Source organism: Saccharothrix sp. (assembly GCF_031180885.1).
In the GTDB taxonomy this organism is placed as follows: domain Bacteria; phylum Actinomycetota; class Actinomycetes; order Mycobacteriales; family Pseudonocardiaceae; genus Actinosynnema.
This window is the reverse complement of the sequence record NZ_JAPSLK010000013.1, coordinates 1-23,343: the sequence shown is the minus strand read 5'-3', so window position 1 is coordinate 23,343 and position 23,343 is coordinate 1. Positions and strand designations below refer to the sequence as shown.

Here is a 23,343-nt window from a genome sequence, read left to right as displayed (position 1 = left end):
CACCCCGAGGCGGCTGATGGCACGAAGTGGCTACCGGGTGCTCCACTGGTACGCCGATGTGGACGGTCCCTGGTCGGCGGTGGCGCTGGAGCGCTACCGCGACCAGGGGTGCGACGGGCTCGTGCTGGTGCCGGGTCCGGAGTGGACACCGCCGGACCTTTCGTTCGTGCTGGACGTGCCGGGTCTGCGGTACCTCGCGTTGGAACGCCGGTTCCGCGACGACACGCACGCGTTCCTGGTCGAGTCGCTGGAGGAGTTGTCGCTGGTCACCGGCTCGTCGCGGGCGGTGCCGGAAGTGGTGCAGCCGAACCTGGTCCGGCTGTGCCTGACCAACCGGCCGGGGATCTCGGCGGCCCGGTGGCCGAACCTGGAGGAGTTCCGGCTCGGCGGGTGGCGGGACGCGGACCTGGGGGTGCTGGCGGGCGCCGGGAAGCTGCGCGTGTTGCACGTGGAGGGGAAGAACCAGTCGGCGTCCCTGCACGGGATCGAGGGCAGCTCGTTGGAGGTTTTGGAGGTGCTGGACGCCGGCCTGCCCGATCTGGGGCCGTTGGCGGGGATGTCGTCGTTGCGCGAGCTGAAGCTGATGGGGTCGCGGAAGAACACGCACTCCGTGCTGGACGTTTCGGTGCTCGCGTCCGCGCCGCTGGTGAAGGTGTGGATGTCGAACGCGGCCGGCGTGACCGGCTTGTCCGACCTCGCGCAGAACCCGGCCCTGCGCGAGGTCCGGCTGATCAACTGCGGTGTGGGGGAGGCGGAGGTGCGGGGGGCGCTGCCGCAACGCGTGCGGGTGACCGTCCGCTGACCGGTCGCGGCCCCTTCGTCGGTCAGGGCATCAGCTTGTCGCTGAGCAGTTCCGCCGCCCATCGGTGCGCCCGCGCGCACATCTCCGCCTCGGTCCCGCGCGCGTGCCCGGCCACGGTGTCGCCCGACCACAGCACCAGCGCCGTGACCCCTTCCCGGACCGGCGTCAACCCGATCACCCACCGCCGAGCCCCGCGCGCCACCCGCCGCTCCACGGTGAGCTACCGCCCCCGTCGGTCGGTCTCCACCTGCCACTCGGGCGAGGACGCGGCCAGTTCCGCGACCGATCGCGGCGGGTGACCGGGTGCGCGGTGGGCACCGATGGCGTTCATGTTCTTCACGATGGCACGGCTCCCGGTGCCCCCATGCGCGACACGGCGCGGTTCAGGAAACGGACAGCGCTCATCGCGACCCGAGCGGGGTCAGCGGACGCCCTGGAGTCGCCGCTGGGCGAGCTTGGCGGCCAGGATGGGCAGGAACCCGTGCACCTTGGCCCGCGCGGCGAGCTGCCGGTAGGACTCCGTGACGGCGTCGCGCACCACCTGGTAGCTCGTGCCGCGCGGCAATCTGCGGGTCAGTTCCTCGGCGGCCTGGTCGAGCTGGACCTCGACGCGGGTGTGCAAGTCGTGCGGATCGCGAACCACGTGACCTTCGAGCCTGTCGCCCATCACAGCCCTCCAAGCGGGCTTGGAGGCCACCGTCCGACCTCTGCCGAGCCCCGCCGTCCGGGATCGACCGTAAGGTTGAAACGTTGGACAAAGCCAGTCTGGACTTTCGGTGAGCGAATCCGCATCATGCGCCAACCCGCGGCAGGTGGTGCGGGCGGGCCGGGACGCGGTGGTGGTCGGGCGGGTCGCCGAGTCGAGCGGGTCGGCGGCCCTGGTGCAGGCGTTCTGGCTGCGGTGACGCGGTGTCACCGGTCCGGATGTGTGGTCGGGCGGTTACGCGTATGGTGCTGGATCGTGCGCGTTGTGGGGACGTTGCGGTTCCCGTCTGCCGATGCCCCGGTCCGGTTCGACCGGGTTCGCGTCGAGGTCCGCGACGTGTCCGAGGCCGACGCCCCCGCGCGCACGGTCGCCGTGGTGACCCTGCCCGCGGTGAGCGTCCCCGCCGGTGGGCTGGAGCTGCCGTTCGCCGTGGACGCGGACGTCGACGGCCCCGGGACCTTCGTGGTGCGCGCGCACGGTGACCGGGACGGCTCCGGGGTGGTCACCCGGGGCGACCTCGTCACCACCGCCGCGCACCGGGTCACCCGCGTGCCCATGGTCGTCGACCTTCACCCGGTCGAGGCCTGAGAACTCGCCGTATCTGGCGTTCCCCAGATGCCTCCGTTCCACAAACGCATTCTTTTCGGAAGGAGACACCCGTGAACGAGATCGTGACCAGTGACGACATGGCCGCCAGCCGGGAGGTCCGCACCGGGTTCCTGTCCGGGCCCGGGTTCGTCGACAAGCCGGTGCGCTACAGCGTGGTCGACGGCATCGCGCTCTACCAGGGGTGCATCGACATGGGGCCGGCCGAGGAGGTCGAGGTCGCCGCCGCCAGAATGCGCCCCGGCGAACCGGCGGACGTGGGGCAACCCCCGTCCGAGGCGCTCGGGATCGGGCTGCCGTCCGATTCGGACATGCTGTGGACGAACGGCGTCGTGCCGTTCGTCGTCGACGCGGGCCTGCCCAACCAGGCCCGTGTCACCCAGGCCATCGCGCACATCGAGGAGAACACCGCCATCCGGTTCGTCGCGCGCACCAGCCAGGCCAACTACGTGCGGTTCGTGCGCAACCCGGGGCAGAACTGGAGTTCGTCGCCGATCGGGATGCGCGGCGGGGAGCAGCTCATCCGCCTGTCCGACGGCGCGACGATGGGCACCACGGTCCACGAGTGCCTGCACTCGCTGGGCATCCTGCACGAGCAGAGCCGGTGCGACCGCGACCAGTTCGTGACCATCAACTACGGCAACATCCAGGACGGGTTCGAGTCCAACTTCGACCGGTTCTGCGACGGCTTCACCGACTACTTCGACTACGACTACGACTCGATCATGCACTACGGCCCGACCGCGTTCGGCATCAACGGCGCCACGACCATCGTGCCGAAGCGGGCGGGCGTGACGATCGGGCAGCGCAACGGCCTGAGCTTCGGCGACCGGGTGACCATCGCGCACATGTACGCGCGGTTCACCGGGCGCGGCCACACCGGCGTCTTCCGCGCGGGCAGCGGGAAGCACGCGCTGTGGGTGAACGTGAGCTGGGACAGCTTCGTGGCCAAGTGGCAGGAGTGGGCGGCGCAGGGCCTGCGGCTGATCGACATCAACGTCCGGCGGGTCGGCGGCGAGAACCGCTACTCCGGCGTGTGGACCGCCGGGTCGGGCGGCTACGCGCTGTGGGCCAACGCGTCCTGGGACAGCTTCAAGGCGAAGTGGCAGGAGTGGGCCGGCCAGGGGTTGCGCCTGGTCGACCTGCACGTGCTGCGCGTGGGCGACGAGAACCGGTACTCCGGCGTGTGGCGCGCGGGGACCGGAGGTTACGCACTGTGGGTCAACGCCTCGTGGGACAGCTTCAAGGCGAAGTGGCAGGAATGGGCCGCGCAGGGCCTGCGGCTGGTCGACATCAACGTCCACGAGGTCGGTGGGCAGACCCGGTACTCGGGGGTGTGGCTGGCCGGGTCCGGCGGGTACGGGCTGTGGGCCAACGCGTCCTGGGACAGCTTCCGGGCGAAGTGGCAGGAGTGGGCGGGGCAGGGGCTGCGGCTGGTGGACATCAACGTGCACCAGTTGGGCGGCGAGAACCGGTACTCCGGCGTGTGGCTGCCCGGCACCGACGCCTACTACCTGTGGGCGAACGTGCCGTGGGAGAGCTTCCGGGCGCGCTGGCAGCAGCAGAGCGCCAACGGCCTGCGGCTGGTGGACTACGAGTTCGTCGAACCCGCGTCGGCCGACACCTTGGACTTCACCGGGTCGCCGGAAGAGGCCGTGGCGCTGCCCTCGGGCGTCGGCGGGCTGTTCGACGGCGAGACCTTGGTCGACCTGGTCGACGCCGGTGCCGCTGAAGGCACCCCGATGGCCACTGACGGTGCAGGCGGGGCGGAGATGGGCGTTCCCGCTGCGGTCGAGGTTTCCGCCGGGGACGGTGTCGGCGGCATGTCGGGTGCGGTGGGGCAACCCGCCGCGGCCACTGCCGCGGACGGTGACGGCGGCTTGGTGACCGACGCGGACGGGCAGACGGTGACGCTGCAGGTCGCCGGGTTGGGCGGCGCGTCCAACGGCGTCGACCACCCGGCCAACGGCATCGACCACCCGGCGAACGACCACCCGGCCAAGCCGACCCGCAAGGCCAAGGCGGCCAAGCGCTAGCGCGACACCGGCCCGGTTCCACCTCCGGGCGTGGAACCGGGCCGAGTGCGTCAGGCGAACATCACGATCGTCACCAAGATCCGCAAGACCCGCGCGGGAGCTGTTGCGGTGCAAAGCTTTCGGCGATGTAGTCCGGGTGGGCAGCGGCATGGGCGGGTCCGGTCCCGCGTTGCTGGAGGCGGTGGTGGCCGACCGGGAGCGCGTGCTCGGCCCGGACCACCCGACGACCGCCGCCGCCGAGGAGGTCCTGCGGATCACCGAGACCGGCCGGGCGGTGGCCGGCTTGTGTTAGCGTGCGGCTCCTTGATCAAGTTCTGGGGGAGCGTGGTGGAACGGGTGGCGCGGTCCGGGTCGGTCGTGTTGTGGAGCGAGGCGCTGGGGGAGCCCGGCGGGGTGCCGGTGCTGCTGGTCATGGGCGCCAACGCGCCGGCGCACGGGTGGCCGGACGAGTTCGTGGCGCTGCTGGTCGAAGGCGGGTGCCGGGTCGTCCGGTACGACCACCGCGACACCGGCCGGTCGACGCGGGTGCCCGACGGCGACTACGGCATGGGTGACCTCGCCGAGGACGCGGTCGAGGTGCTCGACGCGCACGGGATCGAGCAGGCGCACGTGGTGGGGATGTCGATGGGCGGGATCATCGCCCAGCTGCTGGCGGTCGACCACGCCGATCGGGTGCGCACGCTGACGTTGATGCACACCGGCGCGCTGGACATGGGGTCGACGGAGGACGTCGTCCCGCTGGAGGGCGCGCGGCTGGAGCGGATGATCGCGCTGGCGGTGCCGGGGGAGGACCTGGAGTCCGAGCTGGCGCGGCGGGTCGAGCTGTGGCGGGAGCTGCACGGCGACGGGCTGCCGTTCGACGCGGCGGAGTACCGGCGGCTGGAGGAGCGGGCGGTCGCGCACGCGGGGACGTTCGAGCCCAGCACCGCGCACGTCCGGCTGGGTGGCGAGCCGCTGCCGCGTGGGGCGGATGACCTGCGGCGGGTGAGCGTGCCGGCGTTGGTGGTGCAGGGGGAACTGGATCCGTTCTACCCGCCGGGGATGGGTCGGCACTTGGCGGCGTTGCTGGGTGCGAGGTTGCTGGAGGTGCCGGGCATGGGTCACGCGTTGCCGGCTGCCGTGCACCGCACTGTCGCGGACGCGATCCTGGAGCACATCCGCGGTTAGGCGGGCCATCGGGTGTGGAGGTCGTCGATGCGGTACGGGTGGGCGTGCCGCCAGTGGCCGTTGACCAGTTCGGCGTCTTCCAGGTGGTTGTGGTCGCAGGTGTGGTCGTGGTCGTGTTCGACCAGGTCCGGGTCGTGGGTGGGCCAGACGCGGATGGCGAACGTGGTCGCGGCGGCGGTGATCGTGCCGAGGGTGATGAGGGTGGTGGTCATGCCCGTGGTGGTGGCCAGCCAGCCGGCTAGCGGGTAGCAGAGCAGCCAGCAGGCGTGGGAGAGGGAGAAGTCGGCGGCGAACACGGCGGGGAGGTCGTGGGGGTGGGCGGACCTGCGCAGCAGGCGGCCGGCCGGGGTGAGGACCAGTGAGCCGGCCGCGCCCGTGATGGCCCACAGGATCAGCAGGGTCGGCCAGTTGCTCAGCCACGCGGTCACCGGGACGGCCGCGAACAGGGTCACGGCGAGCACGGCGGACGCGCGGAGCATGACCCTGCGGTCGGGTGCGCGGTCCAGGATGCGGGGCAGGGCCAGGGCGGCGATCAGGGAGCCAAGGCCGTTGGCGGCCAGGGTCAGGGCGACGGCGGTGTCGTCCAGGCCGAGCAGGTCGCGGACGTAGGTCACGGTGTTCACCAGCACCATCGACCCTGCGGCGGCGACGGCGAGGTGGACGGCGAGCAGGCCGCGCAGGCGCGGGGTGGCCAGGTAGATGTGGATGCCCCGGGTGGTCGCGCCGGTGGTGCGTGCGTAGGTGGTCGTGGGCAGCAGTGCCGAGCCGACCAGCAGGGCGGATGCGGCGAAGCCGAGGGACGTGCCGACGAACAGCAGGTCGTAGCTGATCACGGTGAGCAGGACGGCCGCGATGAGCGGGCTGACGAGGCTTTCCAGGTCGTAGGCGAGGCGGGACAGGCTCAGCGCGCGGGTGTAGTCGCGTTCGTCGGGCAGGAGTGTCGGGATCGTGGCCTGGAACGCGGGCGTGAACGTGGCCGAGGCGGCTTGCAACAGGAAGATCAGCAGGTAGACCTGCCAGATCTGGTCGACCCAGGGCAGTGCGAGGGCGATGGCGGCGCGGACGGCGTCCATGGCGACCAGGAGGGTTTTGCGGGGTAGCCGGGCGGCGAGCGCGCCCGCCACGGGGGCGATGCCGACGTAGGCGACCATCTTGACGGCCAACGCGGTGCCCAGGACGGCTCCGGCGTCGGGGCCGGCGAGGTCGTAGGCGAGCAGGCCGAGCGCGACCGTGGCCAGGCCGGTGCCCGCGAGGGCGAGCAACTGTGCGGTGAACAGCCGCCGGTAGGCGGGGTTGGTCGGCATGGGCACGGCCTCCGCGTGGCGTGGACAGGTGTTCTCCTGGCACCATACGTGCTCATGTACGCACGCGACGACGTTGCAACAGCGCATGACTGGCAGCAGCTACCGTCCGGCGAGCACGTGGAGGCCGCCGTGGACGGGTTCCGGATGCTCGCCGACGGCACCCGGCTGCGCATGATGTGGCTGCTGTGCGGGGCGGAGTACGACGTGACGACGTTGGCCAACGCGGTCGGCATCGCCCGGCCGGCGGTCTCCCAGCACTTGGCGAAGCTCAAGCTGGCCGGACTGGTCTCGGTGCGCCGGGACGGGCGGCGGGCGCTCTACCGGGTGCGGGTGGGGCACGTGCGACGGCTGTTGGGCGAGGCGATCGAGGCCGCCCACCACCGCGTGGCCGACCTGCCCGACCACGACTGAGGATCGGGCGGCGGACCGCGCTCAGGCGCCGGTCACTTGGCGCGGGGGTAGGTCTTCTGGACCTCGCCGTTCAGGTTGGCCTGGAGGTGGGCGCCGCCGTAGTCGTCGGCCAGGTACACGCGCAGGGACGGCTTCCCGTCGATGATGCCGGTGTCCACGATGACGTACCGCGTGGTCGGCTGGGGTACGCCGAGTTCCTTGGCGGCGCGGTCGAACAACGCCGGCAGGGCGTCCCAGTTGACCTCGTTCAGGTCCAGGACGGCGCGGTCGGCGTCCACGCCGTCGGGACCCTCGCGGGTGGCTTTGCCGCCGCGGTACTCGAAGTTGTCGAAGCCGTGGGCGACGGCGGCGGTGGGGGCGGTGGCGCCGGCCCGGTCGGGCCACAGGGTGAACTTGGAGACCTTGGAGCCGCCCATGGCCTCGCTGAGAGCGCCCGCGGCCTTGCGGGCGCCGGCGGGGGTGAGGAGGTCTTCCTTCGCGGTGTCCGCGGCGGTGGCGGCGGGGCCGGTGGGGAGGACGATGTTCGGCAGGGTCGCGCCGAGGGTGGTCGAGGTGCCCAGGCCGGCCTTGGTGTTGTCGCCGATGAGCTTGATCGCGTACAAGGTCGCGGCGACGACCAGTCCGACCACGACCAGGGAGAGCACCACCGCGCCGCCGCGCTTGCGGGGTCTGGGGAGCGGGGTCGGGTAGGACTTGGGGTTCAGGTGCGGGGCGCTGACCGGGGTCGGCCCGGACTGCCACTGGGGGCCGCTCGGGAAGCCGGGGACGGCGAAACCGCCGGGAGTGGGCGGCCCGAGGGGTGGGGACTGGTCGCGTTCGGCGGCGGCGAGCATCTGGTCCAGGACCTCGCCGGTCGGGCGCTCGGCCGGGTCGCCGCGCAACGCCGCGGTGAGGGCCGGGGTGAGCGCGCCCGCGCGCCGGGGCGGCGGGACGGGCTCGGTCATGACGGCGGCGAGGGTCGCCATGGTGGTGGCGCGGCGCATCGGGTGGTAGCCCTCGACGGCCACGTACAGCAGCATCGCCAACGACCACAGGTCCGACGCGGTCTGGGTCTCGTCGCCGCGCAACCGCTCCGGGGCGATGTACTCCGGCGACCCGATGACGTCCCCGGTCGCGGTGAGCTGGGTCGAGCCCTGGAGCGCGGCGATGCCGAAGTCGGTGAGCACGGCGCTGCCGTCGGTTCTCAGCAGCACGTTGCCGGGCTTGACGTCGCGGTGCATCACCCCGGCGGCGTGGGCCGAGCGCAGCGCCGCGAGCACGTCGCGCCCGACCCGGGCCGCCTCCACCGGGCTCAGCACGCCCTCGCGCAGCCGCGCGTCCAGCGACGTGCCGCGGACCAGCTCCATCACGATCCACGGGTAGGGCGAGTCCGGCGAGTCGATGATCTGGTAGATCGACACCACGTTCGGGTGCTGCAACCGGGCCAGCGCGCGGGACTCGCGCAGCACGCGCTCCCGCAGCTGGGCGGCCATCGCGGGGTTGCCCTCGAGCTGGTCGGCGTCGGCCGGGCGGACCTCCTTGATCGCGACCTCGCGGTGCAGCCCCAGGTCCAGGGCGCGCCAGACCGTACCCATGCCACCGCTGCCCAGCCTCTCCAGCAGCTCGAAGCGGCCGTCGACGATCGGCCCGGTGTGCTCTCGCTCAGACACCGCGTCAAGCTAGCAACCGATCATCGCCGACGAGGCACGGGCGGGTATCTCGTTCGCACTGGCAAAAGCCCTGCAGGACGACGGTGGTGTGCCACATTGTCGTCGCGGCCGCGGGGTAGGTGTAGTCGCCGGCGCACCCCCAGTTGGTGTGGCAGTTGTCGCCCTGGATGTGCACGGTCCGGCCGTTCACCGCCGGCCCAGGTACGACCTGGCGGCGGCGTTCGTCCTGCGCGGCATCGCGGACCTGGAGTACAACGACATCGCGCAGCGGCTGGCGATCCCGGTGAGCACGGTCCGGTTCCGCACCCACGAGGCCCGCGAGTTCGTCCGCCGCCGGCTCATCGACAGCGCACCCCGCTGAACCGTCCGGAGTGGACGGTTCAGCCGAACAGGCGCATCGCCCGGTTGGCCAACGGCCGGAGCGTCCGGGCGTCGGTGTTCGCGACGTAACCCCAGCTCGGGCCCGGCTCGAAGGCGGTCGCCCCGCGCTTCACGCGCCCGGTCAGCCGGCCCAGGGCCATGGCCAGGTCCGGCGTGACCTCCCGCAGCCGGTCGTCGGTGGGCGGCGGCACCTCACGCGCCTCCGGGACGCCACCGCGCACCCGCCACAGCGCCAGCACGTCGGCGGCCCGTTCCGGGGCTCGCGGGTCGGTCCCGTACCCCGCCGCGACGTGCAGCACGAGCGACGCCTGGCACCAGGCCAGTTCCAGCCACTCCGTCACCGCGTCCGCCGGCGTGAACGCGCCACGCGCCCGCGTCGGCCCGCCGTACAGGAACCGGTGCCGCACCACCGTGTGCGCTCCGGAAGCGAGCGTCACCGCCGGCGCGGCCGGGTACTTCGCCCGCTCGCCCTCGGCCCACGCCCACGCCGCGCCACCGGCCTCCGCGACCGCGACCCGGGCGACGTGCCCGGCCACCGCCTCCGGCTCGGCGAACACCAGGCGCCACAACGCCACCGGGACGACGTCGGGACGATCGGGCAGGACGCGGAGCGGCGGTCCGGGCGGGGCACTGGTCACCGGCGGAGCATAGACAGGCCGCCGGCGGAGAGGGGAACGCGATGATCGAGTGGGACGTGGTGGACGGGGTCGGGGTCGTGGCGATGGCCCACGGCAAGGTCAACGCCCTGGACCTGGAGCTGTGCCGGGAGATCCGGCGGGTGATGGGGGAGTCGCACGGGGTCCGGGCGGTGGTGCTGACCGGGGCCGGGCGGGTGTTCTCGGCCGGCGTCGACCTCAAGCGGGTCGTCGACGGCGGGGGAGCGTACGTGGCCGAGTTCCTGCCCGCGCTCAGCGCGGCGTTCCGGGCCGTGTTCGACGTGGCCAAGCCGGTGGTCGCCGCGGTCAACGGGCACGCGATCGCCGGTGGGTGCGTGCTCGCGGCGGCCTGCGACCACCGGGTCATGGCCGGCGGGACGATCGGCCTGCCCGAGTTGCGGGTGGGTGTGCCGTTCCCGCACGCGGCGCTGGAGATCGTGCGGTTCGCGGTCGGGCCGGTGGTCGCGAACCGGGTGATCTTCGACGGGGCCAACTACGAGCCGGCGGTGGCGCTGGAACTGGGGCTGGTGGACGAGTTGTGCGAGCCGGACGTCCTGCGGGAACGGGCGGTGGCACAGGCGGGGGAGTGGGCCGACCGCATCCCGGCCGACGCGTTCCGCCACACCAAGGCGCAACTCCGGTCTGAGGTGAACGCGCGCCTCGACCGGCTCTCCGACGCCGCCACGGTGGACCTGTGGACGAAAGCCGCCACCGACGGCCGGATCCGAAACTTCATGGATCGGACCGTCGGTGGCGGCGCGCACTGACGTCAGCCCAGGCAGGAGCGGACGGCGGTGGCGAGGTCGGCCGCGCGCGGGTCGTCGGCGCGGAAGTTCCACAGGTTGGTGACGTAGGCGAACCCGATCCCGGCGTCCGGGTCGCCGAAGCCGATCGACCCGCCGGAACCGGGGTGGCCGAAGGAACCCGGGCCGGCCATGGGCATGGGCGGGCAGGCCCGCCAGAAGCCCAGGGACATGTTGAAGGAGCGGTCGGCCGGGATGTCCAGGCCGTCGGGCAGGCCGTGCATGCGGGTCTTGTCGGTCCGGACCTCGGTCATCCGGGCGACGGTGTCCGGGTTGAGCAGGCGGACGCCGTCGACCTCGCTGACGGTGGCGGCGTACATGCGGGCGATGGAGTGGGCGTCGGCGACCATGTTGGCGGCCGGGAACTCGGCGGCGCGCCAGGCGCGGGTGGTGAAGTAGGCGGTGGAGTTGTCCAGGGCTCCGCCGAGTTCGCCGGCGCGGGCCTGCACGGAGTCCGCGCCCCACACGGCGTTGACCCACGCGGCGACCGTGTCGGCGTCGAGCCCGGTGGCCTTGATCATGCCCGCGAGCAGTTCCTCCACGCTGAACGGGGCGGCGTAGTGGAGGGTGGCGACCTGGGGTTCCTCGTGCTCGGGCAGGCCGATCCAGGCGCGCAGGCCGAGCGGGGCGGCGATCTCGTCGGCGTAGAAGGTGCCGAGGGTCTTGCCGGTGACGCGGCGGACGATCTCGCCGACCAGGAAGCCGTAGGTCATGCTGTGGTAGACGTGCTCGGTGCCCGGCTCCCACAGCGGCTTCTGCGCTTCGAGGGCGCGGATGACCGGGTCCCAGGCGCAAGCGTCCTCGAAGGTCAGCGGCCCGTCGACGATCGGTAGCCCGACCTGGTGGGAGAGCAGCCAGCGGACGGGGACGTCCTGCTTGCCGTTCGCGCCGAACTCGGGCCAGTAGCGGGTCACCGGGGCGTCGAGGTCGAGTTCGCCGCGTTCGACCAGCACGTGCGCGCAGATCGCGGTGGCGCCCTTGGTGGTGGAGGCGACCTGGACGATGGTGTCGTCGCGCCAGGGCTTGCCGGCTTCGCGGTCGGCCAGGCCGTCGAACAGGTTGACCACGGGGCGACCGCCGGCGTAGACGCTGACCGCGGCACCCACCTCGCCGTCGTTCGCGAAGTTCGCGCGGAAGACGTCCGCGACCTTGCCCCAGCCCTGCTCGACGTGCTCGGACGTGGTGTTCATTTCGTTGGTCCTCTCTTGGTTTTTGGGCGAGATCAGGCGGCCGGGTGGATGACGATGTCGTCGAGCCGCGTGCGGGCGTGGACCTTGACGGTGTCGGTGGAGGCGTCCGCGGCGGACAGGGTGTTGCGCACGACGCCCCTTGGTGCCCTCGGCGACCTTGACGTCGGTCTTGTTCGCGCTGTCGACCGGCTCGACGCGGACCACGGTCTCCGGGCGGTCGCCGGCGGTGAGCCGGACCGGGGCGCCGGCGGTGGTCAGGGTGGCCGTGATCCGGGCCGGAGTGGCGAAGGCAGGCATGTCGTTCTCCCCGGTTCCTGGCTCCGCGTTCCGCCGAGCCGTTCGTTGGGGCCAACGATCACCGGCCGTCCTGACACCGGGCAGTCACGACGCTGACACGGTGCTGTCGGGGATTTGTGCAAGCTTCCTTACGGGTTTTTGACGGTGTCACGGTCATCACCCGGTCAGGTGGCGAACTCGCGGTCCTTCAACCGCACGTCGGCGGCCTGGACCGTTCATGCTGGGGCGTGTCCACGACGTCAACGGGGAGATGTGGCATGACCGGCACCACCGAAGTTCCGCCGAGGGTCGACAGCCCGGTACGGCCCAGTCCGCCGGCGACGGCGTTCGGGCGGTGGCTGTTGCAGCACAGGGTGGCTCCGGTCGGTCCGGAGAGCGACGAGTCGCACGCCCAGCCGCAGGCCTGGTGGAAGGTCATGTGCCTGACCGGTGTGGACTACTTCTCCACTCTGTCCTATTTGCCCGCTATCGCGGCTTTGGCCGCCGGCGCGCTGTCCCCTTTGGCCACTTTGTTGATCGTGGCGTTGACGTTGTTGGGCATGTTGCCGATGTACCGGCGGGTGGCGCGGGAAAGCCCGCACGGGCAGGGTTCGGTGGCGATGCTGGAGGACCTGCTGCCGTTCTGGCGCGGCAAGATCTTCGTGCTCGTGCTGCTGGGGTTCGTGGCCACGTCGTGGATCATCACGATCACGTTGTCCTCGGCGGACGCGACCGTGCACCTGCTGGAGAACCCGCTCGCGCCCGGGTTCCTGCACGGCCACGAGGTCCTGGTGACCGTGGTGCTGCTGCTGGTGCTGGGCGGGGTGTTCCTGCTCGGGTTCAGCGAGGCGGTGGGTGTCGCCATTCCCTTGGTGGTGATCTTCCTCGCGCTCAACGCGGTGATCGTCGGGGCGGGCGTGGTGCGGTTGTTGTCCGAGCCGGTGGCCCTCGATCGCTGGGTGGACGCTTTGACGGCTGGTGGTGGTTTCGGTGACGTGATCGGGCCGGCGATCTTGGCGTTTCCGTTGCTGGTGCTCGGCTTGTCCGGTTTCGAGACGGGCGTGAGCATGATGCCGCTGGTCGCCGCCGACGGGAAGACGCCCGAGGAGCGGCTCGAATCGCGCATCCGCAACACGCGCAAGCTGCTCACCGCCGCCGCGTTGATCATGTCGGTGTGCCTGATCGCGACCAGTTTCATCACCACGGTGCTGATCCCGGCGGAGGCGTTCCAGCCCGGCGGACCCGCGAACGGCCGCGCGCTGGCGTACCTCGCCCACGAGCACCTCGGTGGCGCCTTCGGCACGGTGTACGACATCAGCAGCATCCTGATCCTGTGGTTCGCGGGTGCTTCGGCGATGGCGGGTTTGATCAACATCGTGCCCCGGTACCTGCCGTCCTACGGGATGGCGCCGGAGTGGTCGCGGGCGGTGCGGCCGGTGGTCTTGGTCTACACGGCCGTGTGCATCCTGATCACGATCATCTTCAAGGCCGACGTCAACGCCCAGGCCGGGGCGTACGCGACCGGCATCCTGGCCATGATGGTGTCCGGTTCGGTCGCCGTGACGATCTCCGCCGTCCGCAAGCGCCGGCGGCCCGCCGCGATCGGGTTCACGGTGTTGACGCTGGTGTTGCTGTACGCGTTGGTGGAGAACGTGATCGAGAAGCCGGACGGTCTGACCATCTCGGCGTTCTTCATCCTCGGGATCGTGGTGATCTCCCTGGTGTCCCGGGTGTCGCGGACCACTGAGCTGCGGGTGGAGCACATCGAGTTCGACGAGGCCGCGCGCCGGTTCGTGCACGACTCGATCGCCCACGACGGTGCGCTGACCCTGGTCGCGAACCGCCGCCAGGCGGGGGACGAGGCGGAGTACCGGGAGAAGGAGGCCGAGCAGCGCGGGGTCAACCCGGTGCCGGGGCAGGCGGACGTGTTGTTCCTGGAGATCGACGTGGTGGACCCGTCGGACTTCAGCGACGTGCTCAAGGTGCGCGGGGTGGAGGTCGCCGGCCACCGCATCCTGCGCGCCGACAGCCCCGCGGCACCCAACGCCATCGCCGCGATCCTGCTGACCCTCCGCGACACGACCGGCGTCCGCCCGCACTGCCACTTCGCGTGGAGCGAGGGCAACCCCCTGGGCCACCTGTTCCGCTACCTGCTCCTGGGCCGCGGCGACACCGCTCCGGTGGTGCGGGAGATCATCCGTTCCGCCGAACCCGACCCGGAGCGGCGTCCCGGCATCCACGTGGGCGGCTGACCAGCACCGGGGAAGTCACTAGGTTTTCCCGGTGCGCATCCTTTTCTCGAGCCTCGGCTCGCACGGACACACCTATCCCCTCCTCCCGCTCGCCATCGCCGCCCGCGACGTCGGCCACGACGTCACGTTCGTGACCACGGCCCCCTTCGCGAGCGCCCTGGCGGCGTACGGCATCGAGCACGTGCCCGGTGGCATGGACATGCTCCAGGCGTTCGAGTTGGCCGACGCCGGGCCGGCCGCCCGCAAGCTGCCGGACTTCCGGCCCGAGCGGGTTTCGGCGGTGTTCGGGTCGATACTGCCGCGCAGCTGTGCGGCGGACCTGGTGCCGATCATCGTCGACCACAAGCCCGACCTGGTCGTGCACGAACTCGCCAACCCCGGCGCGGGGCTGGCGGCGAAAGTTGCGGACGTGCCGGCCGTGTGCCACTCGTTCGGGCGGATGTGGCGGCCCACAGGACCTCCCGAGGTGCTGCGCAGACACCTGCACGAGGTGGCCGCTGATCTCGGTGTCGAGTTGCCGGGCGGTGACATCATGTCGCTGGGCAACCCCTACCTCGACATCTGCCCGCCGTCCGTGCAGGACCCGGAGTTCGCGGTGTCGCAAACCATCCCGTTGCGGCCGGTGCCGTTCTCCGATCCCGGTGAACTGCCGTCGTGGGTTCGGGAGCACCGGGAACCGTTGGTGTACTTGACGTTGGGCACGGCGTTCGGGAGCGCTGGGGTGTTACGCACGGCGATCGCGGGGCTGGCGACGCTGGAGGTCAAGGTGCTGGTGTCCACCGCGCGGTGCGTCGAGGTGGACGCGCTGGGGGACGTGCCGGACAACGTGGTCGTGCTGCCGTGGCTGCCGCAGGCCGAGCTCCTGCCGCACACGGACCTCGTGGTGCACCACGGCGGGGCCGGCACGACGATGGGCACGTTCGCCACCGGCGTGCCGCACCTGGTCCTGCCGCAGGGCGCCGACCAGTTCAGCAACGCCGACGTGGTGACCGCGGCCGGGCTGGGTGACCAGGTCCTCGCCGCCGACCTGACCGCCGAGGTGGTCGCGACCAAGGCGCGCCGACTGCTGAGCGACGAGACCGTGCGTGCGGCGGCGAAGGCGATGGCCGCGGAGGTGGCCGCGATGCCCTCGCCGCACGACGTCGCCCGCCGCCTGGCCGACTACGCATAGGCGACCACGCACAAGAAAGAACCCCGCCCACCAAGACAGGTGGGCGGGGTTCCCCGGTGGATCAGCGGCGGGTGCAGCGGTAGCTCGACGCCACCGCCGGGTCGCCGTACCCCTTGTACCGCGAGACCCGCGGGTACGCGCAGAGGTCGCGGGTGCGGGTGCCGTCGGTGGTGGCCGCGGGCAGGGTCGATCGCGGTTGGTCAGTCGCGGCCATCCAGAACAGTCGGGTTCCATTCACCGCGAATCCACTGGCCAGGCCTGATGTACCGGTTGATTACCGGGCGGTTCCCCGGTCGGCCCCACCCTTCTGCGGTAGAGGGACGGACATGGCCCGAAGGATCGTCTTTTGCGAGGGAGTAGGCATGGCGGAGTCGGACATCACCACGTCGGAGAACGGAGCCGGGACGAGGTCGTTCCCGATGCGGCGTTCCGGGTGCCCCTTCGACGTCCCGGCGGAGTACGAGGCGCTGCGCGCGGCCGAGCCGGTGTCGCGGGCGGTGCTCGCCGACGGCAGCGCGGTGTGGCTGGTCGCGCGGCACGCGGACGTCCAGGCGGGGCTCGTCGACCCGCGGATCAGTTGCGACGGCAGCATCCCGGGCATACCGATGCCGGGCGGTTCCGGTGTGGACAAGGTGGGGAGAAGGTCCTCGTTCGTCCGCATGGACCCGCCCGAGCACGACGTGTACCGCAAGCTGCTGGCACCCGACTTCACCATGCGCAAGGCCCGCGCCCTGCGCCCGTGGATCCAGGGCATCGTCGACAGCGCGCTGGACGACCTGGCCGACAGCGGCCAGCCGGCCGACCTGGTCCGCCTGGTGGCGTTGCCGGTGCCGTCCACAGTGGTCTGCGGGATCCTCGGCGTGCCCAACTCCGACCACGAGTTCTTCCAGTCCCGCGCGGCGGTCATGCTGCACCGGGGCAGCACGCGGGAGGACCTGCGCAACGCGGTCATGGAGCTGCGCACCTACATGGTCGGGCTGCTCAAGGACAAGCGGCAGAACCCCGGCGACGACGTCCTGACCAAGCTCGCCAACGCGCCCGCCGAGCTGGAGCTGGACGACGTCGACCTGGCCGGCGCGGCGCAGAGCGTGCTGAACGCCTCGCACGAGGCGACCGTGAACATGATCGCCCTCGGCGCGCTCGTGCTCACCGAGAACCGGGACGCCCTGGCCGAGCTGGCCGCCGACCCCACCCGGTGGCCGGCCGCGGTGGACGAGCTGCTGCGCTACCTGGGCATCGGCGACCTGCTCTCGCCGCGCATCGCCAAGGAGGACGTCGAGATCGGCGGGCAGCGGATCGCCGCCGGCGAGGGCCTGTACTTCCTGACCGGCTCGGCCAACCGGGACAAGGAGGTCTACGACGACCCGGCGACCTTCGACATCCACCGCCCCAACCGCGGCCACCTGGCGTTCGGGTACGGCCTGCACCAGTGCCTGGGCCAGAACCTCGCCCGGGTGGAGCTGGAGGTCGTGTTCGAGAGCCTGTTCCGCCGGTTCCCCGACCTGCGCCCGGCGGTGCCGATCGACCAGCTGTCCTACAAGCACGACAGCGCCCTGTTCGGCGTGCACGAGCTGCCGGTCGTGTGGTGAGGCCCGCGGCGGGAGGTCGGCCCCGACCTCCCGCCGCTCAGGTCAGGCCCGCACGGTCACCGCGTCGCCGCCCGCCTCGATGAGCACCCCCGCCCGGTCGGCGACGACCTCACCGCCGTCCACCGACTCGACCGACTCCGCGCCGACGAGCAGCAGCCGCCACCGGGAGGGCGCGGACTCGGCCGTCACCCGGATCTCGCCGCCCTGGACCACCGCGCGGAACGTCGTGCCGCCCACCACGGTCACGTGCTCGCCCTCGGACAGCTGATACGCCCGCAGGGTGACACCCTCGGCGTAGTCGTAGTCCGGCCGGTCGTCCACCGCGCCCACCGGCAGGACGGTGTTGGGCCGCACCAACACCGGCGCGGTCAGGAAGTCGCAGCGGTCCCGGACCCAGCGCGGACCCTGCACGACCTCGCCGGTCAGCAGGTGCGTCCACGCGCCCTCGGGCACGTAGTACGCCACATCGCCGTCGTCGGAGAACACCGGAGCCACGAGCAGGTCGTCGCCGAGCATGTACTGGCGCTCCAGGTGCACGCACGCCGGGTCGTCCGGGAACTCCAGCACCATCGCCCGCATCATCGGCACGCCCTCCGCCGTGGCCTGCCGCGCCGCCCGGTCCAGGTACGGCATCAGCGTCAGCTTCAGCTTCACGAACCGCCGCAGGACGTCCACCGACTCCTCGTCGAACAGCCACGGCACCCGGTAGGAGTGGCTGCCGTGCAACCGGCTGTGCGAGGACAGCAGGCCGAACGCGATCCACCGCTTGAACAACGCGGGCGTCGGCGTGCCCTCGAACCCGCCGATGTCGTGGCTCCAGTACCCGAACCCGGACAGGCCCAGCGACAGCCCGCCGCGCAGGCTCTCCGCCATCGACTCGTAGGTCGCCTCGCAGTCCCCGCCCCAGTGCACCGGGAACTGCTGGCCGCCGGCCGTGGCCGACCGGGCGAACACCACCGCCTCGCCCTCGCCGCGCCGCCGGCGCAGCAGGTCGAACACGGTCTTGTTGTAGAGGTACGTGTAGTAGTTGTGCATCCGCTCCGGGTCGGAGCCGTCGTGGTAGACCACGTCGGTCGGGACGCGCTCGCCGAAGTCGGTCTTGAAGCAGTCCACGCCCTGGTCCAGCAACGCCTCCAGCTTGCCCGCGTACCACTCGCGGGCCGCCGGGTTGGTGAAGTCCACCAGCGCCATGCCCGGCTGCCACAGGTCCCACTGCCACACGTCCCCGTTGGGCCGGCGCAGCAGGTACCCGTGCGCGGCGCCCTCGGCGAACAGCGGCGAGCGCTGCGCGATGTAGGGGTTGATCCACACCGAGACCCGCAGCCCGCGCTCCTTCAGCCGGGCCAGCATCCCCTCCGGGTCGGGGAACGTGCGCGGGTCCCACTCGAAGTCGCACCAGTGGAAGTCGCGCATCCAGAAGCAGTCGAAGTGGAACACGCTCAGCGGCAGGTCCCGCTCGACCATGCCGTCGATGAACCCGTTGACCGTCTTCTCGTCGTAGTCCGTGGTGAACGACGTGGACAGCCACAGCCCGAACGACCACGCGGGCGGCAGCGCGGGCCGCCCGGTGAGCGCGGTGTACTTGCGCAGGATCTCGCGGGGCGTCGGCCCGTAGATCAGGTAGTAGCGCAGGGAGTGTCCCTCGACGCTGAACCCGACCTTCGACACCGCCTCCGAGCCCACCTCGAACGAGACCAGCCCGGGGTGGTCGACGAAGATGCCGTAGCCGGCGTTGGTGAGGAAGAACGGGACGTTCTTGTACGCCTGCTCGCTGCTGGTGCCGCCGTCGGCGTTCCAGATGTCGACGGTCTGGCCGTTCTTCACCAGCGGCCCGAACCGCTCGCCCAGCCCGTAGACCGCGTCCCCGACGCCGAGGACGAGCTGCTCGCGGACGTGGTGCGTGCCGTCGAGGGTCATGAACCCCATGCCCTTGAAGCCGCTGGTGGTCAGCAGCCGGCCGTCGGCGGTGAAGTCGACCTGCCACTGCTCGCCCTTGTGCACGCGGACCGACAACGCGCCCGCGGTCAGCACCACGCCGGCGTCGTCCTCCACCACCTTGGCCTCGTGCCCGGCGTCGGCGGCGAGGCCGAACGAGGGCTCCTGCGGCCGGCCGCCGGAGAAGTGCGTGATCTCGACCCCGACCACGTCCGCCATCGGGGACGTGAGGCCCAGGGTGACCATCGGTCCCTTGAGCATGTCGCCGCGGTGCCGGATCGGACGCGTCGCCGCGTGCACGACGACCTCCCCGTCTCCCGCGGTGACGTCGTGCACCCCGACCGGGTGAGTCGCCTCGACCCCGGGCCGCAGCAGCCAGTACCCGTCGCTGAACTTCACCCGAACTCCAATCGGCGAAAGCCTGGCCGTTCCCGGCCAGGAGTACCCGACCCCGTTTCGTCCGCGGGGGTCGGGACGTTTCTGCTGCTCGATGTATCCCTTGACGATCGACAAGGCACGCCGCCACACGACCCGGCGAAGTACGAGGGGGACCGGGAATGCCGGTGATCCGTGGCCGGTGCGGCTCGGCGCGACGCGATCATCACTTGACCGCTCCCACCGTGATACCGCGGGTCAATGCGCGTTGGAAGATGAGGAAAAAGGCGATGGCGGGGACGACGCCGAGCAGCGCCGAGGCGCTGGTCATGGTCGCGTCCATCAGCCGCTGGCCCTGGAGCACGCCCAGCGCCACGGGCACCGTCTGGTTCTCGTTGGAGATCAGCAGCACCAGCGGCAGGAAGAACTCGTTCCAGGTCCAGATGAAGAAGAACACGAACAGCACGCCCAGGGTGGGCCTGCTGATCGGCACCACGACCCGCACCAGCGCCTGCCACTTCGTCGCCCCGTCGATGCGGGCGGCGTCCAGCAGTTCGCGCGGGAAGCCGCTGAGCGTCGAGGTGAGCAGGTAGGTGCCGAACGCGGACTGGATCGCGGTGAACACGATGATCACCGAGAGCTTGGTGTCGTACAGCCCGACCTCGTTGGCGATGTAGTACAGCGGGTAGACCAGCGCCTCCTGCGGCAGGGTGTTCGCGGTGAGGAACACGACCAGCACCCACAGCCGGCCGCGCACCCGGCCGATGCCCAGCGCGTAGGCGTTGAACACCGACACCACGACCGCCAGCACCGCCACGGACCCGCTGATCACCGCGCTGTTGAGCAGTTTCTCGCCGTAGTCGACGCGGTCCCAGAAGGCGATGATGCCGTCCAGCGAGACGCCCTCGGGCAGGCGCAGCGGGCCGCCGCTGGAGTACTCCTCGGGCGTCTTCACCGCGTTGAGCGCCACGATCACGAACGGCGTCACCATCGCCACCGCGAGCACGACCATGGACCACAGCACCGCGTGCCGCCGCATCAGCGCTCACCCCGCTGCTGCACCCGCAGGAACACCGCGGTGAGCACCAGGACCAGCACGGTGAGCACGGTCGCGATCGCCGCGCCGTACCCGACCCGGGTGCGCTCGAAGAAGTTCTGGAACGAGTAGTACGCGGGCACGTTCGTGGCACCACCCGGTCCGCCCCGGGTCAGCACGTAGATCGGCGCGAACACCTTCAACGCGGCGATCGTGCACGTCAGCAGCACGACGAAGATCTCCGGCCGCAACCCGGGCACGGTGACGTGCCGGAACCGGCCCCACCACGACGCCCCGTCCAGTTCGGCGGCCTCGTGCAGGGCCGGGTCGAGCCGCCCCATCCCGGCCATGAAGATCACCACCGGGTACCCGAGCTGCATCCACACCAGCACGCCCATCAGGCTCCACAGCGCCAGGTCCGGGTCGCCCAACCAGTTGCGCGCCAACGCTTCCAGCCCGACCGCCCGCAGCACCTCGTTCAGCGCGCCGTCCTTCGGGGCCAGGATCCAGCTCCACACGATCCCGGCCACCGCGATCGGCAGCACCTGCGGCAGGTACACGCACGCCCGCAGCACGGCCGCGTGGCGCGACCCGAAGTGCTTGCCGATGTGGTCGAACAGCGCGGCGGCGACGACCAGGCCGAGCAGGGTGGGCACCACCGCCATCGCCACGACCAGCGCCACGTTGTGCCGGAAGGACGCCCAGAACGTCCCGTCCGACAACAACCTCAGGTAGTTCTCGGCGCCGACCCACTCCGGCTCGCCCACACCCGTCCACTCGGTGAAGCTGATGCCGATGTTCATCCCGAACGGCACCAGGATCACCGCGAGCAGCAACAACCCGCCGGGCACCAGGTAGAGCAGGTAGGACCGGCGCTCGCGGAGCGCGCTCATCCGCCGAGGCTCGCGACGTGCTCGCGGTACGGCCCGGCCAGCTCGTCCAGGACCTGCTTCGGGTCGGCGTCACCGGTGATGAGCTTCTGCACCGCCGAGACCTGAACGTCGTAGTAGCCGGGCACGGGCCAGTCCGGGTAGAACGCCAACCGGTCGCCGTCGCGCAGCGCCTGGTAGTCGTCGTTGAGCTGCCGGGTCGCCGGGTCCGCGGCGGGGGCGGCGCCGGGCGCGACGGCCACGCCGCCCGCGTCGCGCAGCTTGTCCTGGACGGCGGGGGACAGGGTGATGTCGATGAAGTCGTAGGCGAACTGCTTGTTCTTGGCGCCCTTGGGCACCACCCACATGTTGCCGCTGGAGCCCGCCGTCATGCCCGGCCACCGCGCGGACACCCACGCGAAGTCCTTGACCTGGGCGCGCACCCGGCCGTACCACCACGTGCCGCTGACCATGATCGGGTGCTTGCCCTGCATGAACGCCAGCCCCATGTCCTCGGCCTTGAGCCCGGCGCTGTCCTTGGACACGTAGCCCTTGCGCACCCACTCGGCGAACGTGGTGGCCCCGTAGGTCCACGCGGCGTCGTGGAAGTCGACCTGGCCGGTGTAGCGCTGGAAGCGGTCCACCCAGCCGCGGTCGGCCTTGGTCAGCGCGAGCTGGTAGAGCACCTGCTGCGCCGGGTACTCCTGGCCCGCCGTGGCCAGCGGGGTGATCCCGGCGGCGACGAACCGGTCCATCGCGGCGGTCAGCTCGTCCAGCGTGGTGGGCAGGGCCAGGCCCTGCCGGTCGAACATGTCCTTGTTGTAGTAGACCGTGATGTACTCGGCGTAGTTGGGGATGCCGAACCACTTGCCGGAACCCATCACGCCGCGCTCGTCGTAGCGGGCGGTGGTGTCGATGCCCGGTCCGAGCTTCTTGTCCCAGCCGCGTTCGGCGACCTCGTCGCTCAGGTCGGTGAGCAGGCCCTGCTTGGACAGCAGTCCGGCGGTGGCGTTGCCCTTGGGGTACTCCATGAGGTCCGGCGCGTCCTTGGAGTTGAGCACCAGGGCGCCGGTCTTCTGGGTCTGCTCGAAGCCCTTCTCCTCGAACACCACCTTGACACCGGGGTGGGAGGCCTCGAACTGCTTGATCGCCTCGGCCCACGCGACACCCATCGCGCTGTCCGGCCCTTCGAAGTGCCAGAGCGTGAAGGTGTTGTCGGAGGGCTCGTCCGAGGCGCCGCAGCCCGTCACGGCCAGCAGTGCCGCGACGGCGGCTACCAGGAGTCGCTTGGGCATCGATCCCTCCACGGTGGCTGTCGAAGCGCTTCGATGATGCACCGTAGAAGGTCACCTGCCGGGAGCGCAACAGCCTTCCGAGGGAAGGTGGGGGAGTGTCGAATCGTTCGACGGTCTGTTCGGTGAAACGCTTCGATGCGGTGACGTGGAGACGCCGAGGCGCGGAGACGTCGCGACCCCGGCGGCCGGGAGAGGGGGCCGGCCGCCGGGGTCGTCGTGACGATCTCACCGACGAGGAGAAATTTTCCTTCAGTGAATTAAGAATTTTTGCCAGCTGAAGGGTTGGAGGTGTTCGTGCGCTAGCGGGCCGAGCAGGTGGGGGAGAGGGTGCCCGCGGTGCCGTTGGCCTGGAAGCCGAAGTCGACGGTGCCGCCGGCGGGGATGCTGCCGTTGTAGGCGACGTTGGTGAAGGAGACGTTGCCGGTGTTCCCGCTCCGGTTGGAGTTCCAGGAGTTCGTCACCGTCGCGCCCGAGGGCAGGGCGATCGACACCGACCAGCCGCTGACCGCCGACTCCGCCTTGACCCTGAGGTTGGCCACGAAACCGGTGTTCCACTGGTCGACCCCGACGACGGTCGCCGTGCAGCCGCCCGGGTTCGGGTTGGTGGTGGTCGTCGTGGTCGTCGTCGTCGTCGTGGTGGTGGTCGTGGTGGTGGTCGTGGTCGTCGTCGTGGTTGTGGACGACGGCGGAGCCCCGTTGAGCGCGTTGAGGACGGCGGTGTAGGCGGGCTTCTTGTTGCCCGAGCCGTCGAACAGCAGCGGGGTGCCGTAGGCGCGCCACGAGTCGGTGTCGCGGATGCCCCACACGGTGATGCCGTTGCACTTCGCCACGGCC

24 protein-coding genes are annotated in these 23,343 nt (G+C 71.1%); 12 read left to right on the top strand and 12 right to left on the bottom strand.

The features are described from left to right. The first annotated feature begins 16 nt into the window (after positions 1 to 16). Entirely contained in the window at positions 17 to 802 is a 786-nt protein-coding gene (locus tag RIN75_RS17845) for a hypothetical protein (RefSeq protein ID WP_309113072.1), read from the top strand. A 22-nt stretch (positions 803 to 824) separates the two neighbouring features. Here RIN75_RS17845 and RIN75_RS17840 read toward each other — a convergent pair whose 3' ends face one another. Together RIN75_RS17840 and RIN75_RS17835 are read right to left on the bottom strand one after the other, a co-directional pair. After that, positions 825 to 1,004: a hypothetical protein gene (locus tag RIN75_RS17840; protein ID WP_309113071.1), complete on the bottom strand. Its 180-nt coding sequence runs from the start codon at positions 1,002 to 1,004 to the stop codon at positions 825 to 827. A 219-nt stretch (positions 1,005 to 1,223) separates the two neighbouring features. After that, positions 1,224 to 1,469, bottom strand: a complete 246-nt coding sequence (locus tag RIN75_RS17835) for a three-helix bundle dimerization domain-containing protein (protein ID WP_309113070.1) — start codon at positions 1,467 to 1,469, stop codon at positions 1,224 to 1,226. Positions 1,470 to 1,578: 109 nt separating this feature from the next. On the opposite strand from RIN75_RS17835, the gene RIN75_RS17830 reads away from it, so the two are divergent. The 5 genes from RIN75_RS17830 to RIN75_RS17810 all read left to right on the top strand — a co-directional run bounded on the left by RIN75_RS17830 (position 1,579) and on the right by RIN75_RS17810 (position 5,317). Continuing rightward, positions 1,579 to 1,707: a hypothetical protein gene (locus tag RIN75_RS17830; protein ID WP_309113069.1), complete on the top strand. Its 129-nt coding sequence runs from the start codon at positions 1,579 to 1,581 to the stop codon at positions 1,705 to 1,707. Positions 1,708 to 1,763: 56 nt separating this feature from the next. Continuing rightward, on the top strand, positions 1,764 to 2,096 hold the full coding sequence (locus RIN75_RS17825; RefSeq protein ID WP_309113068.1) for a hypothetical protein: 333 nt from the start codon (positions 1,764 to 1,766) through the stop codon (positions 2,094 to 2,096). A 71-nt stretch (positions 2,097 to 2,167) separates the two neighbouring features. Continuing rightward, positions 2,168 to 4,150 carry a M12 family metallopeptidase gene (locus RIN75_RS17820; RefSeq protein WP_309113067.1) on the top strand — a complete coding sequence of 661 codons (1,983 nt, stop codon included), beginning with the start codon at positions 2,168 to 2,170 and terminating at the stop codon, positions 4,148 to 4,150. Between the two features lie 136 nt (positions 4,151 to 4,286). Then, positions 4,287 to 4,442 (top strand): hypothetical protein, encoded by a 156-nt coding sequence (locus RIN75_RS17815; RefSeq protein WP_309113066.1) that lies wholly within the window; start codon positions 4,287 to 4,289, stop codon positions 4,440 to 4,442. Positions 4,443 to 4,453: 11 nt separating this feature from the next. Further along, positions 4,454 to 5,317: an alpha/beta fold hydrolase gene (locus RIN75_RS17810; RefSeq protein ID WP_309113065.1), complete on the top strand. Its 864-nt coding sequence runs from the start codon at positions 4,454 to 4,456 to the stop codon at positions 5,315 to 5,317. On the opposite strand, the gene RIN75_RS17805 is transcribed toward RIN75_RS17810, so the two are convergent. After that, a complete protein-coding gene (locus RIN75_RS17805; RefSeq protein ID WP_309113064.1) occupies positions 5,314 to 6,621 on the bottom strand; it encodes an MFS transporter in 1,308 nt (435 codons plus the stop codon). The two genes, RIN75_RS17810 and RIN75_RS17805, sit on opposite strands and share 4 nt — an antisense overlap. Positions 6,622 to 6,675: 54 nt before the next feature. On the opposite strand from RIN75_RS17805, the gene RIN75_RS17800 reads away from it, so the two are divergent. Beyond that, positions 6,676 to 7,032: a metalloregulator ArsR/SmtB family transcription factor gene (locus tag RIN75_RS17800; RefSeq protein ID WP_309113063.1), complete on the top strand. Its 357-nt coding sequence runs from the start codon at positions 6,676 to 6,678 to the stop codon at positions 7,030 to 7,032. Between the two features lie 32 nt (positions 7,033 to 7,064). Here RIN75_RS17800 and RIN75_RS17795 read toward each other — a convergent pair whose 3' ends face one another. Continuing rightward, positions 7,065 to 8,681 carry a serine/threonine-protein kinase gene (locus RIN75_RS17795; protein WP_309113062.1) on the bottom strand — a complete coding sequence of 539 codons (1,617 nt, stop codon included), beginning with the start codon at positions 8,679 to 8,681 and terminating at the stop codon, positions 7,065 to 7,067. Positions 8,682 to 8,829: 148 nt separating this feature from the next. On the opposite strand from RIN75_RS17795, the gene RIN75_RS17790 reads away from it, so the two are divergent. Next, positions 8,830 to 9,042 carry a sigma factor-like helix-turn-helix DNA-binding protein gene (locus tag RIN75_RS17790; RefSeq protein ID WP_309113061.1) on the top strand — a complete coding sequence of 71 codons (213 nt, stop codon included), beginning with the start codon at positions 8,830 to 8,832 and terminating at the stop codon, positions 9,040 to 9,042. A 19-nt stretch (positions 9,043 to 9,061) separates the two neighbouring features. Here the strand turns inward: RIN75_RS17790 and RIN75_RS17785 are convergent, their stop codons facing one another. Beyond that, positions 9,062 to 9,700, bottom strand: a complete 639-nt coding sequence (locus RIN75_RS17785; RefSeq protein WP_309113060.1) for a hypothetical protein — start codon at positions 9,698 to 9,700, stop codon at positions 9,062 to 9,064. Positions 9,701 to 9,741: 41 nt separating this feature from the next. Here RIN75_RS17785 and RIN75_RS17780 point away from each other — a divergent pair, with 41 nt between their 5' ends. Then, positions 9,742 to 10,485 (top strand): enoyl-CoA hydratase/isomerase family protein, encoded by a 744-nt coding sequence (locus RIN75_RS17780; protein ID WP_309113059.1) that lies wholly within the window; start codon positions 9,742 to 9,744, stop codon positions 10,483 to 10,485. Positions 10,486 to 10,487: 2 nt separating this feature from the next. Here RIN75_RS17780 and RIN75_RS17775 read toward each other — a convergent pair whose 3' ends face one another. Next, the gene (locus RIN75_RS17775) at positions 10,488 to 11,711 is read right to left on the bottom strand and encodes a serine hydrolase domain-containing protein (protein WP_309113058.1); all 1,224 of its coding nucleotides are present in this window, start codon (positions 11,709 to 11,711) and stop codon (positions 10,488 to 10,490) included. 554 nt (positions 11,712 to 12,265) lie between these two features. Between RIN75_RS17775 and RIN75_RS17770 the strand changes: the two genes are divergently transcribed. Both RIN75_RS17770 and RIN75_RS17765 read left to right on the top strand, forming a co-directional pair. After that, a complete protein-coding gene (locus tag RIN75_RS17770) occupies positions 12,266 to 14,239 on the top strand; it encodes an amino acid transporter (RefSeq protein ID WP_309113057.1) in 1,974 nt (657 codons plus the stop codon). A gap of 31 nt (positions 14,240 to 14,270) precedes the next feature. Beyond that, positions 14,271 to 15,410, top strand: coding sequence for a glycosyltransferase (locus RIN75_RS17765; protein WP_309113056.1), 1,140 nt, complete (start codon positions 14,271 to 14,273; stop codon positions 15,408 to 15,410). 61 nt (positions 15,411 to 15,471) lie between these two features. On the opposite strand, the gene RIN75_RS17760 is transcribed toward RIN75_RS17765, so the two are convergent. Next, positions 15,472 to 15,624 carry a hypothetical protein gene (locus tag RIN75_RS17760; RefSeq protein WP_309113182.1) on the bottom strand — a complete coding sequence of 51 codons (153 nt, stop codon included), beginning with the start codon at positions 15,622 to 15,624 and terminating at the stop codon, positions 15,472 to 15,474. 148 nt (positions 15,625 to 15,772) lie between these two features. Between RIN75_RS17760 and RIN75_RS17755 the strand changes: the two genes are divergently transcribed. Continuing rightward, a complete protein-coding gene (locus RIN75_RS17755) occupies positions 15,773 to 16,999 on the top strand; it encodes a cytochrome P450 (RefSeq protein ID WP_309113055.1) in 1,227 nt (408 codons plus the stop codon). 42 nt (positions 17,000 to 17,041) lie between these two features. Here the strand turns inward: RIN75_RS17755 and yicI are convergent, their stop codons facing one another. From yicI to RIN75_RS17730, 5 genes are all read right to left on the bottom strand, one after another. Next, the gene (gene yicI, locus RIN75_RS17750; RefSeq protein WP_309113054.1) at positions 17,042 to 19,333 is read right to left on the bottom strand and encodes an alpha-xylosidase; all 2,292 of its coding nucleotides are present in this window, start codon (positions 19,331 to 19,333) and stop codon (positions 17,042 to 17,044) included. Between the two features lie 202 nt (positions 19,334 to 19,535). Continuing rightward, positions 19,536 to 20,348 (bottom strand): carbohydrate ABC transporter permease, encoded by an 813-nt coding sequence (locus RIN75_RS17745; RefSeq protein ID WP_309113053.1) that lies wholly within the window; start codon positions 20,346 to 20,348, stop codon positions 19,536 to 19,538. Continuing rightward, on the bottom strand, positions 20,348 to 21,238 hold the full coding sequence (locus RIN75_RS17740; protein WP_309113052.1) for a sugar ABC transporter permease: 891 nt from the start codon (positions 21,236 to 21,238) through the stop codon (positions 20,348 to 20,350). The genes RIN75_RS17745 and RIN75_RS17740 overlap by 1 nt, the downstream gene beginning before the upstream one ends. Then, on the bottom strand, positions 21,235 to 22,509 hold the full coding sequence (locus tag RIN75_RS17735) for an extracellular solute-binding protein (protein ID WP_309113051.1): 1,275 nt from the start codon (positions 22,507 to 22,509) through the stop codon (positions 21,235 to 21,237). Before RIN75_RS17735 ends, RIN75_RS17740 begins: the two co-directional genes overlap by 4 nt. A gap of 299 nt (positions 22,510 to 22,808) precedes the next feature. Beyond that, positions 22,809 to 23,343, bottom strand: a 535-nt coding sequence (locus tag RIN75_RS17730) for a cellulose binding domain-containing protein (protein ID WP_309113050.1), incomplete at its 5' end; no start/stop codon positions are given.

What these genes read in the sequence shown, in the direction of transcription:
- RIN75_RS17800 (WP_309113063.1), top strand. Translation starts at nt 6,676, where the DNA reads ATGTACGCACGCGACGACGTTGCAACAGCGCATGACTGGCAGCAGCTA.
- RIN75_RS17805 (WP_309113064.1), bottom strand. Translation starts at nt 6,621, where the DNA reads ATGCCGACCAACCCCGCCTACCGGCGGCTGTTCACCGCACAGTTGCTC.
- RIN75_RS17735 (WP_309113051.1), bottom strand. Translation starts at nt 22,509, where the DNA reads ATGCCCAAGCGACTCCTGGTAGCCGCCGTCGCGGCACTGCTGGCCGTG.
- RIN75_RS17745 (WP_309113053.1), bottom strand. Translation starts at nt 20,348, where the DNA reads ATGCGGCGGCACGCGGTGCTGTGGTCCATGGTCGTGCTCGCGGTGGCG.
- RIN75_RS17740 (WP_309113052.1), bottom strand. Translation starts at nt 21,238, where the DNA reads ATGAGCGCGCTCCGCGAGCGCCGGTCCTACCTGCTCTACCTGGTGCCC.
- RIN75_RS17775 (WP_309113058.1), bottom strand. Translation starts at nt 11,711, where the DNA reads ATGAACACCACGTCCGAGCACGTCGAGCAGGGCTGGGGCAAGGTCGCG.
- RIN75_RS17760 (WP_309113182.1), bottom strand. Translation starts at nt 15,624, where the DNA reads ATGGCCGCGACTGACCAACCGCGATCGACCCTGCCCGCGGCCACCACC.
- RIN75_RS17845 (WP_309113072.1), top strand. Translation starts at nt 17, where the DNA reads ATGGCACGAAGTGGCTACCGGGTGCTCCACTGGTACGCCGATGTGGAC.
- RIN75_RS17770 (WP_309113057.1), top strand. Translation starts at nt 12,266, where the DNA reads ATGACCGGCACCACCGAAGTTCCGCCGAGGGTCGACAGCCCGGTACGG.
- RIN75_RS17755 (WP_309113055.1), top strand. Translation starts at nt 15,773, where the DNA reads ATGGCGGAGTCGGACATCACCACGTCGGAGAACGGAGCCGGGACGAGG.
- RIN75_RS17835 (WP_309113070.1), bottom strand. Translation starts at nt 1,469, where the DNA reads ATGGGCGACAGGCTCGAAGGTCACGTGGTTCGCGATCCGCACGACTTG.
- RIN75_RS17780 (WP_309113059.1), top strand. Translation starts at nt 9,742, where the DNA reads ATGATCGAGTGGGACGTGGTGGACGGGGTCGGGGTCGTGGCGATGGCC.